The following is a 16,840-nucleotide window of genomic DNA, read 5'->3' as shown; positions in this document are numbered from 1 at the left end:
ACCGCGGCCACCCTAGATGGTCAACAGCCGTGCTCTACCGCCACAGCACACCACCATGGAGCCACCAGCAAAACGCAATGCCTGTCCTTCATCAGCCCCGCACCGATTGCGAGCACTCACTCACCTCGCCTGCCTTCTGGCCTCACCGAGTCACCGTCAGAAGCGATTTCCCGGCTCGGCGAGGAACGCCTCTTCCTCTGGCGTGGAACGCCGCCCCAAGGCAGCGTTGCGCTGAGGATAACGACCGAAGCGGAGCAGTACCTCCCGGTGCCGGTGCTCATGGTGCAAATTGCTTTCCAGTCCCGGTTGGTCAAACAGGCGCAAGGCTTCCTCGTGTATCAGCAGTGACTCGCTGTGCATGTAGGGCATGTAGAGAAAGGCACGCCAGGCGACATCCAGCACCCGATCCGCCCCCTGTGCCACCGCCTCCTGCGCCAGCACCAATGCCTGGTCATCGCAGGCGAAGGCAAGCGCACTATCACGGTGGATGTTTCGCGAGAACTGATCCAGGACCAGGATTTCCGCCAAACGCCCGCGTGCCGAGGTACGCCACTGCCAGGTCTCGGCAGACGCGGCAGCAGACAGCGTCGCACTGAACGCATCGCGCATGCGTTGGTCCAGGTCGGCGTCCTTGGCAAACCACTGCCGCGGCGTCAACGTGTGAAACCAGAACTCGATGACCTCATCGGCTCGCGCTACCGCTACTGACATGGCATTCTCCCCCTCCCAGAAATCCTCTGCCATTGGCGCCCGGCTACCGGCATTAGGGCGCCGGCACCGGATGATGGTCTACCACCACGACGCGCCAAGATGGCATTGTGTGTTCGCTCGCGTGACTCACCCGGCCACCCACCTGCTGGATCCCATCACCCATGACACCCTTCGAACTGCTTCGCTCGCTGGCGGTCGTCTTTCATATGTCTGGCCTGGTCGTCTGCCTGCTGGGTCTGCATATCGCTCGCACCCATCGCTGGCCAAGGCGGCTTCTGGCCGCCTGCGGATTCATCATTGCGGCAACGCCTACATTGCTGCAACTATTTGGCATCGTTGAGCCTATGCCGGTTCCAGCAGTTCTTCCGGAACCACACGGCTAAGACAAAAGATGTATGGCTCGAGCGTGATAGCCACATAAACTAGCCAACATGCTGCCAACAGGCACTATATCGACGAACTTAATCCTTTAAGAAACGGAAAAGCGCGTTCACCTCAGGCGGCCTGACCGCGCTGGCTCCGCCATCGCGACCAGCATGTGCAGGGGCGATTTCGATACCGATCATCAAGTGAAGCGATACAGCTGCAATACTGCATACAGCGTCCCGGGACCCTTGACCACCGGTTAGCACCGGCGGGGGACGCTACCACTGACCCCTTGGTCGGCCAGTACCGTCGTCGCCCCCCACGGCACGCGCAGCGGGAACGCCGCCACCGCGGAACACGATTGCAAGGATGACACTATGCCCCTACTGACCTTTGCGTCCTTTTTGTTCTTTACCGGCCTGGTCGCCTTCATCACCTGGCGGATCACCCGCCGGGACGACCATTCCAGCACCAGCGGCTTCTTTCTCGCTGGCCGCAGCCTGACCTTCCCGCTGATTGCGGGCTCATTGCTGATGACCAACCTGTCCACGGAGCAGATGGTGGGCTTGAACGGCTCAGCCTTCACCGATGGCCTTAGCGTCATGGCCTGGGAAGTGGTCGCCGTCATGGCACTGGTGGCGCTGGCACTGTTCTTTCTGCCGCGCTTCCTCAAGAGCGGGATCGCCACCCTGCCCCAGCTGTTGGAAATCCGCTTCGACAAGGGCACCCAGCTGATCACCAACGTGATCTTCCTGATCGCCTACGCGGTGGTGCTGCTGCCGATCATCCTGTATTCCGGCGCGATCGGCCTGCAAGGGATGCTCGACCTGTCGGGACTGACCGGGATCGAATCCAGTACCACGCTGCTATGGCTGACGGTATGGATTGTCGGCATCATCGGTTCCATCTATGCCCTGTTCGGCGGCCTGCGCACGGTGGCCGTGTCCGATACTCTCAACGGCATCGGACTACTTGTCGGTGGCTTTGTCATTGTCTATTTCGGCTTGCAGGCCGTCAGCGACAGTGGCGGCGTTCTCGCCGGCTGGGACATCCTCAAGCAGGCCAACCCCGAGAAGATGAACTCGATCGGGGGCAGTGACCAGAGCGTACCGTTCTTTACCCTGTTCACCGGGGTCTTTCTCATCAACGTGTTCTACTGGACCACCAACCAGCAGATCATCCAGCGCACCTTTGCCGCCAAGAACCTGGCCGAAGGCCAGAAAGGCGTGCTGCTGACGGGCTTCTTCAAGCTGCTGGGTCCGCTTTACCTGGTCCTGCCCGGCATCATTGCCTATCACCTGTATGCCGACCAGGGCATCAAGGCGGACGAAGCATACGGCCACCTGGTCTTTAACGTGCTGCCCGCGCCGCTGACAGGCTTCTTTGCCGCGGTGATGGTTGGCGCCATCCTGTCATCCTTCAACTCGGCGCTGAACTCTACCACGACGTTGTTCAGCCTGGGCCTCTATAAGGCCGTACTCAAGAAGGACGCCAGCGAGGCCCAGGTGGTCAGGTCCAGCCAGGTGTTCGGTTGGATCATGGCAATCTCGGCCATGACTATTGCGCCCCTGCTGGCGGGTCAGGAAAGCCTGTTCGGCTACCTGCAGAAAATGAACGCCATCTACTTCATCCCCATTCTTGCCGTGGTAGTCGTCGGCCTGCTGACCAAGCGGGTACCGCCCATGGCCGCCAAGATCGCCCTGGTCGGCGGCTGTCTGATGATCTTTGCCGGTTACTTCATTCCCCCGTTCAACAAGCTGCCCGTGCTGATGCACGAATTCCATTTCGTTGCGCTGGTCTTCGTGTTGCTGGTGGTCATCATGCTGCTGATCGGCAAGTGGCGCCCACGCACCGAAGCCTGGCAGCAGGAGGACGTCGGCGCCGTGGATCTGACACCCTGGAAAGGCGCCGTTCCCGCAGGCATCCTGCTGGTCGTACTGGTGATTGCCATCTACGTGGCCTTTGCTGGCTGAAGCCCCCCACTCCCTCGAGTCGCCTCCACAACGCCTCGCTCCACCCCACTGGAGCGGGGCGTTGCTGATTGCGAGCCCCATGTCCGGATCGGTGGGGTACCTGTCCTTGCCGCCACCCTCACCAGGCGCCATCATCAACACGGCTTCCACGACATGCCGAGACCCCGATGATGGACATCAAAGACGTTGCCCTGCTGGCCTACCCCGATTGCCAGATGCTCGACGTCACGGGGCCCTGGCAGGTGTTCGCCACGACCAATGAGGTGCTTGGGCGCCGCCACTACCGCCTCCAGCTGATCGGGCGCGGCGACGAGGTCATGTCCAACGGCGGGTTACGCCTGCGACCGGACCTCGGCTGGCGTCAGTGGGAGGCGGGCGACGGTGGCCAAGTGGATAACGCCACCTTGCTGGTGGCCGGAGGACACGGCGTCTTTGTGCAATGCCAACAGGGCCGCTGGCGAGAGCGCCTCAACCGAGTGGCGCCACGCCTGGACAGGCTCGGGTCGGTCTGTACCGGCGCCTTTCTGCTGGCCGATGCTGGACTGCTCGACGATCACGACGCCACCACCCACTGGCGGCACTGCGAGCGCCTGGCCCAGACCTTTCCCCAGGTACGCGTGCCGGCAGATGCGCTGTATGTCCATGATCGCGGGCGTTACACCAGCGCAGGGGTGACGGCGGGTATCGACCTGGCCCTGTCACTGGTCGAGGCAGATCTAGGCACAGACGTGGTCGCCACCGTCGCCCGAGAACTGGTGATGTTTGTCCACCGCCCTGGGGGCCAGTCGCAATTCAGCGAGCTGTTGGCCCGCCAACACGCCAGCGGCAGCCGTCTGCGTCCCCTGCTGGAGCGCCTGCACGCGGCACCGGCAACCGATATGGACCTGCATAGCATGGCCGAACAGGCCCATATGTCGTCGCGCCACCTGTCTCGACTGTTCCGTCGCCAACTGGGCACGACGCCCATGGAGTACCTCACCCGAGTGCGCCTGGAGGCCGCCCGGCAGGACCTGATTCGTGGCGCGTCGTCACTCGAGCAACTGGCATCACACTGGCGCCTGGGCACCAGCGAGCAGCTGCGACGCCTGTTCCAGCGTCACTACGGCGTATCACCATCGGTCTACCGAGCTCGCTTCGGCACGTCATCCGAAGCCAGCTGACGCGTTATCCCCCACGCCAACCGACGCCTGGCCCCCCCGGTCATCTGATACACCACACAGGAGTCCTCGACATGCACGACGCCACTCAACCGCGACTGCCCACCGGCGTCGTTCTGCTTTCGCTGTGTCAAGCGCTGCTGGTCAGCGGCAACATCCTGCTGATCGCGGTGTCTCCGCTGATCGGCCAGGCCCTGGCTCCTACGCCGTGGCTATCGACATTGCCGGTCGCTACCCAGTGGCTTGGCTTGATGCTGGCCACCCTGCCCGCATCACTGATCATGGGGCGACTGGGACGCAAGCGCGGCTTCGTGATCGGCAACCTGATCGGACTTGGCGGCACCGTGGCCGCCTGCGTGACGCTGGTCGCCGGCAACTTCGTCGGCTTCGCGATGGCCACCACCGCGATCGGTATCGGCATTGGCTTTGGCCAGCTCTACCGCTTTGCCGCCATCGAGATTGCTCCGGCCCAGGCACGGGACAGGGCTATCGGCCTGGTGATGGGGGGCGGCGTGCTGGCGGCGTTTTTCGGCCCCTGGCTTGCCAGATTCAGCCAAGACGCGTCGGTCACCCCGTTTCTCGGCAGTTTCATTGGCCTGGGGGCGCTCTATCTGATCGCCCTTGGCCTGCTGCTGGTCATTCCCCTTCCCCCCGTTGACCGCCAGGCGCGTGATGAGCCCGCCCGCCCCATGGCCGAGCTGTTGCAGCAAAGCAAGCTATGGCTGGCCATTCTCGGCGCCATGGTGGGCTACGGGGTGATGAACCTGGCCATGACGGCGACGCCCTTGGCCATGGCCACCCACGGTCACGCGTTTCACCATGTCTCGATGACGATCCAATGGCACGTATTGGCCATGTTCGTGCCGTCCTTCTTCACCGGGCGATTGACCCAGCGCCTGGGCGCCCCGAGCATGATCGCCCTGGGCTGTGTGCTGCTGATGGCCAGCGCACTCACCGCCCTGGGGCCCTCGACCATCGCCGGCTTCAACATTACCCTAGTGCTGCTCGGCCTCGGTTGGAACTTTACCTTCCTGCCCGCCACCGGCCTGCTGACCGAATGCTATCAGCCCGCCGAAAAAGCGCGGGTCCAGGCCCTCAACGAGTTTCTGGTGTTCACCACCGCCGCCATCACTGCCCTGGCAGCAGGCCCCCTAGTGGGCGTGATGGGATGGCAGACATTGAATCTGTGGCTGCTTCCCATGGCAGCCCTGCCGCTGGCATTGATCGCACTACAATCGCTTGTCTTTGCGGCACGGCGCCCTCAGATTAGGGGGTAATCTGACAGGATGGAGCCGCAATGCCCACGGACCTGACCCGTGATCTGATGGATCTGATCGAACGTGGCCGAGACCGCCAGCTACGCCTGGCGGTCACCGGCCTGTCTCGGGCGGGCAAGACAGCCTTCCTGACTTCGCTGGTGGACCAGCTGCGCCATGCTGGCCTGGAAGCGCGCCTGGACTTGCTTGCTGCCAGCCGTGAGGGCCGTCTGCTGGGCGCCCAGCGGGTGGCCCAACGAGACCTGGGCGTGCCCCGCTTTCCTTTCGACCAGGCTCGCGCCAGCCTGGAGCAGATTCCACCGCGCTGGCCAGAGCCCACCCGCGGCATCAGCGAGCTACGCCTGACCATTCGCTACCGTCCGCAGCGCCAATCCTGGCTCAGCGCCGACAACGCGGAGCTGACCCTGGACCTGTTCGATTATCCGGGGGAATGGCTGCTGGACCTGCCTCTGCTGGATCACACCTTTGCCAGCTGGAGCATGGCCCAATGGCAAGCCATGCAGGAGAGCGCCGGCCCGGCACGACGGGCCATGCTGGCGCCTTGGCAGGCCTGCGTCGATCAACTGGACATCGAACAGGAGGCGGATGAAGCTCTCCTCGCCGATATCAGCGAGCAGTATGCCAGCGGACTGCGCGCCGCCCGTGAGGCGGGCTTTTCGCACCTTCAGCCAGGGCGTTTCCTGCTGCCCGGAGAGCTGGCCGGCGCCCCCGTGCTGCAGTTCTTTCCGCTGCCCGGTCTTGACAGTCACTCAGCCGAGACCCTGGAACGCTTGCCTGAGTCGAGCGTGTATCGGACGCTGGCACGCCGCTTTGCCCACTATCAGCAACATATCGTCAAGCCGTTCTACCGCGATCACTTCCGTCGATTCGACCGCCAGATCGTGCTGGTCGACGTGCTGGGCGCCCTCAACGCCGGCCCTGAACGTTTCGAGGACCTGTCCCAGGCGTTGCAGCAACTGATGCAGAGTTTCAACTACGGCAGGCGCAGCCTGTTCAGCCGCCTGTTCACACCGCGCATCGATCGCCTGGCCATTGCCGCGACCAAGGCGGACCACGTCACGCCGGATCAGCATGCCAGGCTTGTCAGCCTACTGGAGGCACTGCTCGCGGAACCCATGAAAAACCTCAAGTACGCCGATATTCCGGTCAAGGCACTGTCGCTGGCCTCCATTCGCGCCACCGAGGCGCGTGAGGTCACCCATCAGGGACGTACATCGCCGGCCCTCAGGGGCACCACCCTGGACGGCGAGTCGCTGCTGACCTTCCCGGGAGAGGTGCCAGGCCGGCTTCCAGACCCTGCCTTCTGGGAACGTCAGGGATTCGACTTTACCGCCTTCAGGCCGCAACCGGTGACGGCAGGAGCCCTGCCCCACATCCGCATGGATCTGGCGCTGGATTGGCTACTCGGAGACAAGCTCAGATGACCCAGGACTCGCCGAACGACCCGCGCCCCTCGGTGCGCTTTGCCGAGCAGGATGACGCCACCATCGGCTCTTTCCATGACCCCAGGCCTGGCCAGCGCTTCGCTGAAGGAGTCGACAGCCGAGCGCTGACGCCCACCCCGCCAGCCACTGCCGACGACGATCGGGTGGACTTGGCGGGCACCCTTGGACGCCCTCGCAAACGCCGCTGGGGACTGGTGACGGTGCTGCTCGCCACTACTGGCCTTGGCGCTGCCGAACTGGTGACCGGCGTGCCCCAGACTCTTGCTGGGGGAGACCTGCTGGCGACCGGCTGGCAGCTGCTGGGACTGACGGCCATTGGCCTTGGCGGAATGGCGCTGATGCGTGAGCTGTTTCGTCTGAAGCGATTGAAGCGCCACGATCAGCTGCGTCTGGCCTTGGCGCAGATGCATGAGCGCTCGCCCAAACAGGCACTGGCGCTGGCTCGGCGCCTCAAGACTCAGCTCGCTCTGGGCGATGACGACCCCCACTGGCATGCCTTCGAGGCGGCGCGAGAAGCGCACCATGATGGCCAGGACCTTCAGCAGCTGGTGGCGCACCACTTGCTGGCGCCGAGAGATAGAGAGGCCCAGCGCCTGATATCGCGAATGAGCGGAGAAACCGCGGTCATGGTCGCCGTCAGTCCGATGACCCTGGTGGACATGACCCTGGTGGCATGGCGCCACCTGGCGATGGTGGACCGGTTGTGTCGACTCTACGGGCTGGAGCTGGGCTACGCAGCCAGGCTCAAGCTGCTGCGCAGCGTGCTGTATCAGATGGCCTTTGCAGGCGCCACCGAGCTCGCCACCGACGCCAGCGTGCAGATGCTGTCACTGGATCTGGCCGGGCGCCTTTCGGCCCGCGCCGCCCAGGGCCTTGGCGTGGGTCTGCTCGGCGCTCGACTGGGGTTGAGGACCCAGCGCCTGGTACGGCCGCTGACGTTCAGCCCGGAGCAGCGGCCCCGTTTGGCCGACCTTCGCCGCGACCTGTGGCGCCAGCTAAGACGCATGGAGGCGCCCAACAAGGACGCCTGAATCACCTTACAAACCACCGTAAAAACCAACATACATACCAAGCTCTACCGGACCCACGGGGCCAAGCGACGCCTGGCCCCGTGGGTTCTGTTCACCCGCCTTCGCGCCGTGCCAGCACGCCCATCACCTCCTGACAGGCACCCATGGTGTGATAGTCCACCTTGCCGGCCGGGCTCTTGGCGTCATCGTAGCGGCGGTTGTCAGCAGACAGGATGCGATACCAGGCACCGTGTCGATGATCCATCATATGCTGCCAGCTGTACTCCCACAGGCGCTGATACCAGCGCTGGTAGCAGCCCTTGCCGGTGACTTCCCACAGCACCGCAGCCGCGGCGAAGCTCTCTGCCTGTACCCAGAAGTACTTGTCGCCGTCACATACCTCGCCGTCCAGATCGCATCCATACACCAGCCCGCCATGCTGCTTGTCCCAGCCGGCCTCACAGGCACTGCTGAATAACCGCTCTGCGGTAGGTATCAGCCAGGCATCGTCGCGGTAACGGGACAGCAACACCAGCAGCTTGGCCCACTCGGTCTGGTGACCCACCTGATACCCCCAGGGGCGGAACAGGTGCTTGGGGTCCTGCCGATTGTAGTCGAGGTCAGGGTTCCACTGCTGATCGTAGTGCTCCCATATCCACCCGTGTGGATGCTTGCGGTTGATGCCGATGATCGAGCGCGCGATGGCCAAGGCCTGATCCAGATAGCGGGTTTCAGCCGTCGCCTCGTAGGCTGCGATCAGCGCTTCGCAACCATGCATGTTGGCATTCTGGCCCCGGTAGTCCTTCAAGCGCCAACGCTCATCCGCTTCATCGGCAAAACGCTGCCACTGGGGCTCCCAGAAGTGCTGCTGCAGCATTCGGTGAACCCGACCAATGCCTGCGTAGGCCTCGGCAATCCCCGCCCGGTAGGCCTCGGCATAGGCCAGCAGCACGAAGGCCAGACCGTAGCAATGATGGGTGGTGTCCTCAGGCTTGCCATCTCGTAGCGTCCAGGCATAGCCCTGATGGCGCGTCTGAAAGTGGGCCTTCTCCAGATAGGCAAGCCCGTGGCGCGCCCAGTGCAGATACTCGGATTGACCGCTGTGCAGCGCAAACCGCGCATAGGTGACGACATAGCGCGCGCTCGACACCAGATGACGATGCTCCGCGTCATAGACGCTGCCATCATCGCGCAGGTAGTGAAAGAAACCACCGTGGGGATCGATCGCCCTGGGGTGGTAGAAGGCCATCGTGTCGCGCACGTGACGGTCGAGAAACAGCGGGTCGTATCCGTTCATCCGACGCTCCTGAGAAGTGATCCGAGGCTATATGACCTGTTCATGCTGGGCGCCAAGGCCCGCACGAGGCCAGCGACAGGGGCATGTCTGGGGCATTGGTGGGGCCGGCTCGGCAACTAGCCGTGCCGCTCATCCGCGAGCCCGAAGCGACGGCGCAGGCAGCGCGCCACCCCTTCTTCGGCGTGATGGCCGATCACTGTCGCCCCGGGCAGATCCTGCGCCAGCTGGGGATGGGCGTTGGCCATGACGTGGGCTTCGCCCGCAAGGCTCAGCATTTCCAGGTCATTGAGGTTGTCGCCAAAGGCCAGGCAGCGCTCTGCAGGAATCCCCAGATCGTCGAGCAGCGCAGACACGGCACTGCCCTTGTTGACCCCTGCCGCCATGATTTCGAGCGAGTGACTCATCGAATAGGTGATATGCAAGGCATCGCCTGCTGCCTCCCGTGCGGCCGCTTCAATAGTGGCCAGCAGACGAGGCTCGCCGATGTAGAGCACCTTGCCTACACCCTGCACCTCCATTCGCTCCGTTGGCGCTACCTGGTACTCGAAGCCAGTCGCTTCATGCAGGGCCAGCAGACCAGGGGCATGATCGTCGATCAACCAGGCATCCTCGCGGTACATGTTGAGGCGTACCTCTGACGGCCGGGGAAGGCCCAGCAGCATTTCCACCTGTTCCGGCCGCAGGTGCGCAGACCGCACACACTGCCCGGCAGCATCCAGGGTCCAGGCGCCGTTGCTGGAGATGATGTGTGCCGCCCCACCCAGTCGATCGCGAAAACCGACCATATCCCGGTGGTGTCTGCCTGAGGCGAGGCACAGCCGATGCCCCTCCCCGGCCAACGCACGCAGGGTATCAATGGTCAGCGCGGCCAGGTCGTGATCGGCACCCAGCAAGGTGCCGTCAAGGTCGGACACGATCAAGTGTGGCTGCATAAAGGCTCCAGGACGTTGCAAGTGGATCGGGCCAGGGATCGCAGCAGTCTACACCATCGACCGGCGACACAAAGGGACAGCGTCTTGCAAGCAACATACGAAAGAGCAACGTATGAAAGAGCAACGTATGAAAGAGCAACGGCACGCCTCTCGGCATGCCGTTGCTTAGGGTGCTTCGCCAAGGTCTCCTGGGAGACGTGCTCAGTTGGGCACCACGCCTGCCTCACGCAGGCCCCCGGCCAGAGCGTCCGCATCCTTGCCGACCACCAGATGCCAGACGCCCTCAGCCACCCTTAGCACACCGTGGCAGCCCAGCTGGGCCAAGGCCTGCTCATCCAGCTCGCTATCGTGACGGACCGCCAGACGCAGGCGAGTCGCTGCGCGAACGTCCAGCGCGCGGATGTTGTCACTTCCTCCCAGGGCTCGGCGCCAGGCTGCTACCTGCTCATCGTTGAGGCTTGTCGGGGTGGACACCTTCTGTGCGACCACGACCTCGGCGGGATCAGCCCCCACTGGGGGCGTCTGCCCCTGAGCCGCCATGGCCGCACGAATCTCGTCGGCGACGGTGTCGGCGATAGGGCCCAGGATCACCTGCACACCGCCCCCACCCAGTCGCAACACACCACGAGACCCCAGTGCCTTCAGCGCTGCCTCATCGATCTGGTCCGGCTGTTTCAGTACCAGCCTCAGACGGGTGGTACAGGCCCCCACCGCTTCGAGGTTGGCCGCCCCTCCAAGGGCGGTGGTAAAGGCGGGACCACGCTCACCGAGTTCGGCGGCGCTCATCTGGGGGTCCTGCGTCAGCGGCTCGCGTCCCGGCGTGGGCAGGTCAAACCGCACAATCGCCCAACGGAACAGCACGTAGTAGATGCTACCGATCGCCAGCCCCACCGGCAGCATCAGCCAGCCGTTGGTGGACAAACCGTAGGACAGGGCATAGTCGAAGGCCCCGGCGGAGAAGGTGAAGCCCAGCTTGACGTCGAGCCACTGCATGATGGCCATGCTGAGACCGGTCATCACCGCATGGAAGGCGTAGAGCAGCGGTGCCAGGAACATGAAGGTGAACTCGATGGGTTCCGTCACCCCGGTCAGGAAGGCGGTCATTGCCAGTGATAGCAGCAGCCCTCCGACCTGGGCCCGACGTCCCTTGTCGGCGGTGTGGTACATGGCCAGTGCCGCCGCCGGCAGGCCAAACATCATCACCGGGAAGAAGCCCGCCATGAAGCCACCGGCAGACGGATCTCCGGCAAAGAAGCGATTGAGATCGCCGGTGGCGTCGCCAAAGCTGCCGAAGACAAACCACACAAAGCTGTTGAGGACGTGGTGCAGGCCGGTGACGATCAACAGGCGATTGAGTGCGCCGTAGACAAACTTGCCGAAAGCGCCAGCGTCAATCAGCCAATGGCCAAGGGTGTCGATGGCGTGCTGTATTGGCGGCCAGCCCCAACCAAAGGCGATGCCCAGTACCACGCCAGCAAGGCCGGTGGCGATGGGGACGAAACGCCGACCACCAAAAAACGCCAGATAGTCGGGTAGCTTGATGGCCTTGAAGCGGTTGTACAGTAGCCCCGCGACGGTCCCCATGATGATACCCGCCAGCACTCCCATGTTGATCTCGGGGTTGAGACTTTCCAGCACCGCATCCAGCACCAGATAGCCGATCACCCCGGCAAGGCCCGCAGCACCATTGCTGTCGTCGGCAAAGCCGACGGCCAGTCCTATGGCAAAGATCAACGCCAGGTTGGCGAAGATCGCCTGGCCAGCGCTGGCCACAAAGGCAATGTCGAGAAGGTCAGGCTGCCCCAGCCGCAGCAGCAGGCCGGCGACCGGCAAGACGGCGATCGGCAGCATCAACGAACGCCCCAGCAGCTGCAGCGCAGCCATCAGGCGTGAGCCCAGTGAGCTTGTCATGTCATGATCCTCTCGGAAGGTGTCTCGGCGACCAGCGCGGCCTCTACCAGTTGCGTCAGTGCATGGCGCACCGATGCAGCGTCTGGCATCGCCAGCAGGGTATCGATTTCGCGCGCGATCACGCTGGCATCCAGGCGTCGCAAGCGCGCCTTCACCGCCGCTACGCTGGCCGGCTCCACCGATAGCTCGGAGACGCCCATGGCCACCAGCAGAGGACCCGCAAGCTCATCGCCGGCTGCCGCTCCGCACACTCCCACCGGGCAGCGCCCCCCGGTGCCCGCCAGGGTCGCCTGAATCAGTCGCAGCACGCCGGGGTGAAGCACATCCGCCCGGGCCGCCAGCAGCGCATCCTCGCGATCCATGGCCAGCCCATACTGGGTCAGATCGTTGGTACCGATCGACAGAAAGTCAGCCACCTTGGCCATGGCAGCGGAACATAGCGCCGCACTGGGTACTTCGATCATCGCTCCCAGCAGGGGCAGTTCGGTCAGGCGCATGTCGGCCGCCATTGCCTCCATGCGCTCGCGCACCCATTCGAGCTCGCTGGCATCGCTGACCATCGGCACCATGATGCGCAGATGACGCAGCGGCTTGCCCCCCAGCAAGGCGCGTAGCTGGGTATCCAGCAATTCAGGGTGAGACTGCCACAGGCGCATGCCGCGGACCCCGAGGGCAGGGTTGGGTGACGACGGCAGCGTCAGGTACGGCAGCTGCTTGTCGGCGCCGATATCCAGGGTGCGGATAATCACTGGCTTGGCGCCCAGGGCATCAACGCTGGCCTGATATTCCTCACGCTGCTGTGCTTCGCTGGGCGCCGAGTCCCGCCCCAGGAACAGAAACTCGCTGCGCATCAGGCCGACACCATCCGCCCCACTGGCGCTTGCCTGGCGGGCCTCTTCGGCGCTGCCGATATTGGCGGCGACCTCTACCATGCGGCTATCGCGGGTCACCGCTTCCAGGTGTGCCTGGCTGCGTTCTTCTTCGGCGCGGGCGGCCCGGACGGCGATCTCCTTCACCACCTGTTCGCAACGAGGCTGGTCAGGCGTCAGCTCCAGCCGCCCCTTGTCGGCATCCAGCACTACCGTGCTACCGTGATGGGCATCGGCTGCCTCAAGCAGCGCGCCGCCCATGGCCACCAGACAGGGCACGCCCCGGGCGCGGGCCATGATCGCTACGTGGGAGGTGGTACCGCCCGCCGCCAGGCAGAGCCCCGCCGGATCATGCTGGCACAGCTCGACGAAGGATGAGGGAGTGAGATCATCGGCCACGACAATGGCGTCTGCCGGCAGCTCCCCCAGGGCCGTTGACGGGCCATCACTGAAGGTCAGCATCACTTGACGCTGAAGGTCTCTCAGGTCAGCGATGCGACCGATCAAGATGGCGTTGCCGGTGGCGCGAAGGCGGTCGGCTTCTGCGTCCAGGGCTTCACGCCAGGCTTGCCCCGGACTAAGCCCCTCTTCCAGCCTGCTGACCGCCGATGCCACCAGGTCCGGATCTTCCAACCACGCCTGATGGGCTTCGAACACCTCAGCTTCGGCCTGCTGGCCTTCACGCAAGGCGCGTGTCCTGGATGCCTCTAGCTGCGCCCCTACCTGCTCCAGCGCCGCCATCAAGCGTGGACACTCCACCTGACGACCGTGCCCTTCTAGCGGCACCTCAGGCAACCTGACGCTCAACACCGAAAGCGGCCCACTGGCCATCCCGCGACTGGCTGTCAGGCCCCCTAATTGTCCAGGTTCCAGCTCCCCTGCAGCGGGGGCCGCCTGCTGAATGTCACCGGCGCCATGGCCTTCCGCTGTGGTCAGCAGGGCAACAGCACTGGCCATTGCCGCCTCAGCGTTGGCCCCTTCCACCTTGATCTGCACCGCATCGCCACACTCAAGCCCGAGATTCATCAGTGCGCTGACACTGCCGGAGCTCGCGGTGCGCGCCTTGGCACCCAGGCTCATGACGACCTGGTGGTCGCGGGCAATCGCCCTGAGCCTGGCCGCCGGACGTGCGTGCAGTCCCGCTTCAATGGCCAGCGTAACCGTGCGCTCGAGCTTTGGCCCCGCCGGCTCAACGCCAGCGACGCCGCCGGCCACCGCTGAGCTTGCCGGGCCCAGCACGATCAGTGGTTCCCCTCGCTGTACGATATCGCCGGCACGCAGCTCCAGCTCGATCCACTGGCGCTCACCGCTATCCAGCACGACCATGGGCGTCACCAACGAGGCAGCGTCGCAGGCCAGCTGGTCCAGGTCGAAGTAACACAGAGGTTCGCCTGCCTGTACCCGTTGCCCTTGGGTCACGCAGGCCTCGATACCACGACCTTCGAGCATCACGGTGTCGAGTCCAAGGTGCACCAGGACCTCGATGCCCTCATCACTCCTGATGGTAAACGCATGATGGGTGCGAGCAGACTGAACCACTTCGCCGTCACAGGGGGCATGCAAGCACCCGCCTAGCGGGTCCAGGGCGATGCCCTGGCCGAGACTGCCCTCGGCGAACACGGGATCCGGGACGTCGGCCAGGGGGACCACCACCCCCTTGACCGGCGCCACCAGGGTGACATTGCTCAAAACCATGATCTGCTCCGTATCGTTGTCATTGAGGAGAGGACGCTTGGGTGGAAGGGATCGCGCTAGACCGTGCAGGTCACCTTGCGCAGGTGACGGGGCTGATCAGGATCGATCCCCCTCGCCTCGGCGAGACGTGCCACCATCGGATAGAAGCTCTGAATGACGGACAGCGGCTCAAGGGCCTCATGGCTGGTGCCGGTCAGCGTCAGCTGTCGCCGGGCCACCCTCTCGTCAGCGGCGAGCAGCACCTTGGCCCCGACGCCTTCAAGCCATTCTGCCAGCTCCAGCAGACCGGCCTGCTCGGCGCCTGGGGGAGCGAACACCAGCACCGGGTAGCCGGGCTCGATCAACGCCATCGGCCCATGCTTGACCTCAGCTCCGCTGAACGGCTCGGCTTGGATACCGCAGGTTTCCTTGAACTTGAGCGCGGCCTCCTGGGCGATCCCCAGGCCGGCGCCACGTCCAATCACCATCAAGCGATCGACATCCTTGAGCGCTTCCACGGCAGGGCTCCAGTCCTGAGCGGCAGCCTCTACCAACCGATCGGGAAGCTCGTTGAGTGCGCCCAGCAGCATGGCACTCTCGTTCCAGTGCGCCAGCAACTGGGCCCCAGCACTCAGGGTCGCCAGGAAGCTCTTGGTGGCTGCCACGCTGCGTTCTTCTCCGGCGAACAGCGGTATCTCGATATCGCTGGCCTGCCCAAGTGGCGATTCAGCGGTGTTGACCAAGGCCAGAGTGGTAGCGCCTCCCTGCTTCAGAGCGCGCTGGCTGACCACTAGATCGGGGCTCTGGCCCGACTGGGAAATGGCAATGGATAGCTGTCCCTGAAGCTTCCAGGGGGTGCGTGCAAGCGTCGACAGGGAGGGCGGCAGCGATGCCACCGGTATCCCCCGGGCCTGCATGCACAGATAGGCCAGATAGCTGGCGGCGTGATCCGAGCTGCCCCGCGCCACCGTCACGGCAGCGCTGGGCGCTTCATGGCGCAGCCGCTCCCCCAGATCGCGCAGCAGGGTCTGGTTACGCGCCAGCTGGCCGCGCAGTCGTTCCGGCGCATTCAGCGCCTCTTCAAGCATGAGTGACATGGGGGTCTCCTGACACCAGATGACCATCCAGGTGGACAGCCGAAAGCGTTAACTGGGGATCGAGCGTGACGACATCGGCGCGCGCGCCAACCTCCAGGCGGCCCACGTCGGTGCGCCCTAGAAAGTCGGCGGGAAAACGCGACAAGCGATCCGAGGCCTCGGCCAGACTGAGGCCGAGACCGACGAAGTTGCGCAGCGCCTGATCCATCGTCAGCGTGCTGCCCGCCAGGGTGCCGTCTGCCAGGCGCACACCGCCCAGGCACTTGGAGACCGTCTGGCTTCCCAGGCGGTAGTCGCCATCGGGCATGCCTGCCGCCGCGGTGGAGTCGGTCACCGCATACAGACGCGGGATACAGCGAAGCGCAGTGCGAATAGCCCCAGGATGAACGTGCAACAGATCCGGGATGATCTCGGCATACTCAGCGTGGGCTAGCGCAGCACCGGCCATGCCGGGCTTGCGGTGATGCAGCCCGGTCATGGCATTGAACAGGTGGGTAAAGCCACAGGCGCCATGTGCCAAGGCTTCCACCCCGTCCTCGTAGCTGCCCAGGGTGTGGCCCAGCTGAACCTTGACGCCCTGTTCGCTGAGGTGACGAATCACCTCACCATGGCCGCTGATCTCGGCGGCCAGTGTGACCACCAGGATCGGGGCCAGCGCCAGCAACTCGTCCATCTCGGCCACGCTGGCGACCTGGGCATGGGCCGGCTGGGCACCGAGCTTGCCAGGGTTGATGTAGGGTCCTTCGAGATGCACGCCCAGGACTCGCGATGCCTGGGGCTCCGGCTCACGCATGTAGGTCGAGATCTCCCGCAGCACTGCGCGGACCTGTGCCGGAGTGGCGGTCATGGTCGTCGCCAGCAGGCTGGTCGTCCCAAAGCGCAGGTGAGTGCGTGCCAGGGTCGCCACCGAGGCGGCCCCCTCCATCGCGTCCGCGCCGCCGCCGCCATGCACGTGCAGGTCAATGAATCCCGGGATCAGCCGCGGAGCATCGTTTTGCTCAGGGTCGACGGGGCGACCTTCTATCGCGGCAATGCGGCCATCTTCCAGCCGCATGTGACCCAGCAACCAGCCCTCCGGGGTCAATATATTGCCGCTCAAGCGGGTAGCAGCGATCGTCATG

13 protein-coding genes are annotated in these 16,840 nt (G+C 64.3%); 6 read left to right on the top strand and 7 right to left on the bottom strand.

Translation table 11 applies throughout. From position 1 onward, the window contains the following. Positions 1-156: 156 nt before the first annotated feature. Complete coding sequence (locus KUV72_RS17925) at positions 157-711, bottom strand: DUF924 family protein (protein ID WP_222239285.1); 555 nt, start codon at positions 709-711, stop codon at positions 157-159. 161 nt (positions 712-872) lie between these two features. Between KUV72_RS17925 and KUV72_RS17920 the strand changes: the two genes are divergently transcribed. From KUV72_RS17920 to KUV72_RS17895, 6 genes are all read left to right on the top strand, one after another. After that, positions 873-1,094: a hypothetical protein gene (locus KUV72_RS17920; RefSeq protein WP_222239284.1), complete on the top strand. Its 222-nt coding sequence runs from the start codon at positions 873-875 to the stop codon at positions 1,092-1,094. A gap of 360 nt (positions 1,095-1,454) precedes the next feature. Next, positions 1,455-3,050, top strand: a complete 1,596-nt coding sequence (locus KUV72_RS17915; RefSeq protein WP_222239283.1) for a solute:sodium symporter family transporter — start codon at positions 1,455-1,457, stop codon at positions 3,048-3,050. A 167-nt stretch (positions 3,051-3,217) separates the two neighbouring features. After that, positions 3,218-4,210 carry a GlxA family transcriptional regulator gene (locus tag KUV72_RS17910; protein WP_261317555.1) on the top strand — a complete coding sequence of 331 codons (993 nt, stop codon included), beginning with the start codon at positions 3,218-3,220 and terminating at the stop codon, positions 4,208-4,210. A 95-nt stretch (positions 4,211-4,305) separates the two neighbouring features. After that, entirely contained in the window at positions 4,306-5,484 is a 1,179-nt protein-coding gene (locus tag KUV72_RS17905) for an MFS transporter (RefSeq protein ID WP_222239342.1), read from the top strand. 20 nt (positions 5,485-5,504) lie between these two features. Next, positions 5,505-6,908 carry a YcjX family protein gene (locus tag KUV72_RS17900; protein WP_222239282.1) on the top strand — a complete coding sequence of 468 codons (1,404 nt, stop codon included), beginning with the start codon at positions 5,505-5,507 and terminating at the stop codon, positions 6,906-6,908. After that, positions 6,905-7,960, top strand: a complete 1,056-nt coding sequence (locus KUV72_RS17895; RefSeq protein ID WP_222239281.1) for a YcjF family protein — start codon at positions 6,905-6,907, stop codon at positions 7,958-7,960. The genes KUV72_RS17900 and KUV72_RS17895 overlap by 4 nt, the downstream gene beginning before the upstream one ends. Before the next feature lie 91 nt (positions 7,961-8,051). Here KUV72_RS17895 and KUV72_RS17890 read toward each other — a convergent pair whose 3' ends face one another. The 6 genes from KUV72_RS17890 to nagA form a co-directional block, all read right to left on the bottom strand. After that, positions 8,052-9,236, bottom strand: a complete 1,185-nt coding sequence (locus KUV72_RS17890) for an AGE family epimerase/isomerase (RefSeq protein WP_222239280.1) — start codon at positions 9,234-9,236, stop codon at positions 8,052-8,054. 116 nt (positions 9,237-9,352) lie between these two features. Then, positions 9,353-10,168 carry a Cof-type HAD-IIB family hydrolase gene (locus tag KUV72_RS17885; RefSeq protein WP_222239279.1) on the bottom strand — a complete coding sequence of 272 codons (816 nt, stop codon included), beginning with the start codon at positions 10,166-10,168 and terminating at the stop codon, positions 9,353-9,355. A 201-nt stretch (positions 10,169-10,369) separates the two neighbouring features. Continuing rightward, entirely contained in the window at positions 10,370-12,079 is a 1,710-nt protein-coding gene (nagE, locus tag KUV72_RS17880) for an N-acetylglucosamine-specific PTS transporter subunit IIBC (RefSeq protein ID WP_222239278.1), read from the bottom strand. Beyond that, positions 12,076-14,643, bottom strand: coding sequence for a phosphoenolpyruvate--protein phosphotransferase (gene ptsP, locus KUV72_RS17875; RefSeq protein WP_222239277.1), 2,568 nt, complete (start codon positions 14,641-14,643; stop codon positions 12,076-12,078). Before ptsP ends, nagE begins: the two co-directional genes overlap by 4 nt. A gap of 56 nt (positions 14,644-14,699) precedes the next feature. Next, positions 14,700-15,719 carry an SIS domain-containing protein gene (locus KUV72_RS17870; RefSeq protein WP_206944409.1) on the bottom strand — a complete coding sequence of 340 codons (1,020 nt, stop codon included), beginning with the start codon at positions 15,717-15,719 and terminating at the stop codon, positions 14,700-14,702. Continuing rightward, complete coding sequence (gene nagA, locus KUV72_RS17865) at positions 15,703-16,839, bottom strand: N-acetylglucosamine-6-phosphate deacetylase (RefSeq protein ID WP_222239276.1); 1,137 nt, start codon at positions 16,837-16,839, stop codon at positions 15,703-15,705. The genes KUV72_RS17870 and nagA overlap by 17 nt, the downstream gene beginning before the upstream one ends. Between the last annotated feature and the right edge of the window lies 1 nt (position 16,840).

The sequence above is a fragment of the Halomonas sp. DP4Y7-1 genome, assembly GCF_019800705.1.
GTDB lineage: Bacteria > Pseudomonadota > Gammaproteobacteria > Pseudomonadales > Halomonadaceae > Halomonas > Halomonas litopenaei_A.
Note: the sequence above shows the minus strand (reverse complement) of the source record. Positions and strands in the feature narration are given on the sequence as shown.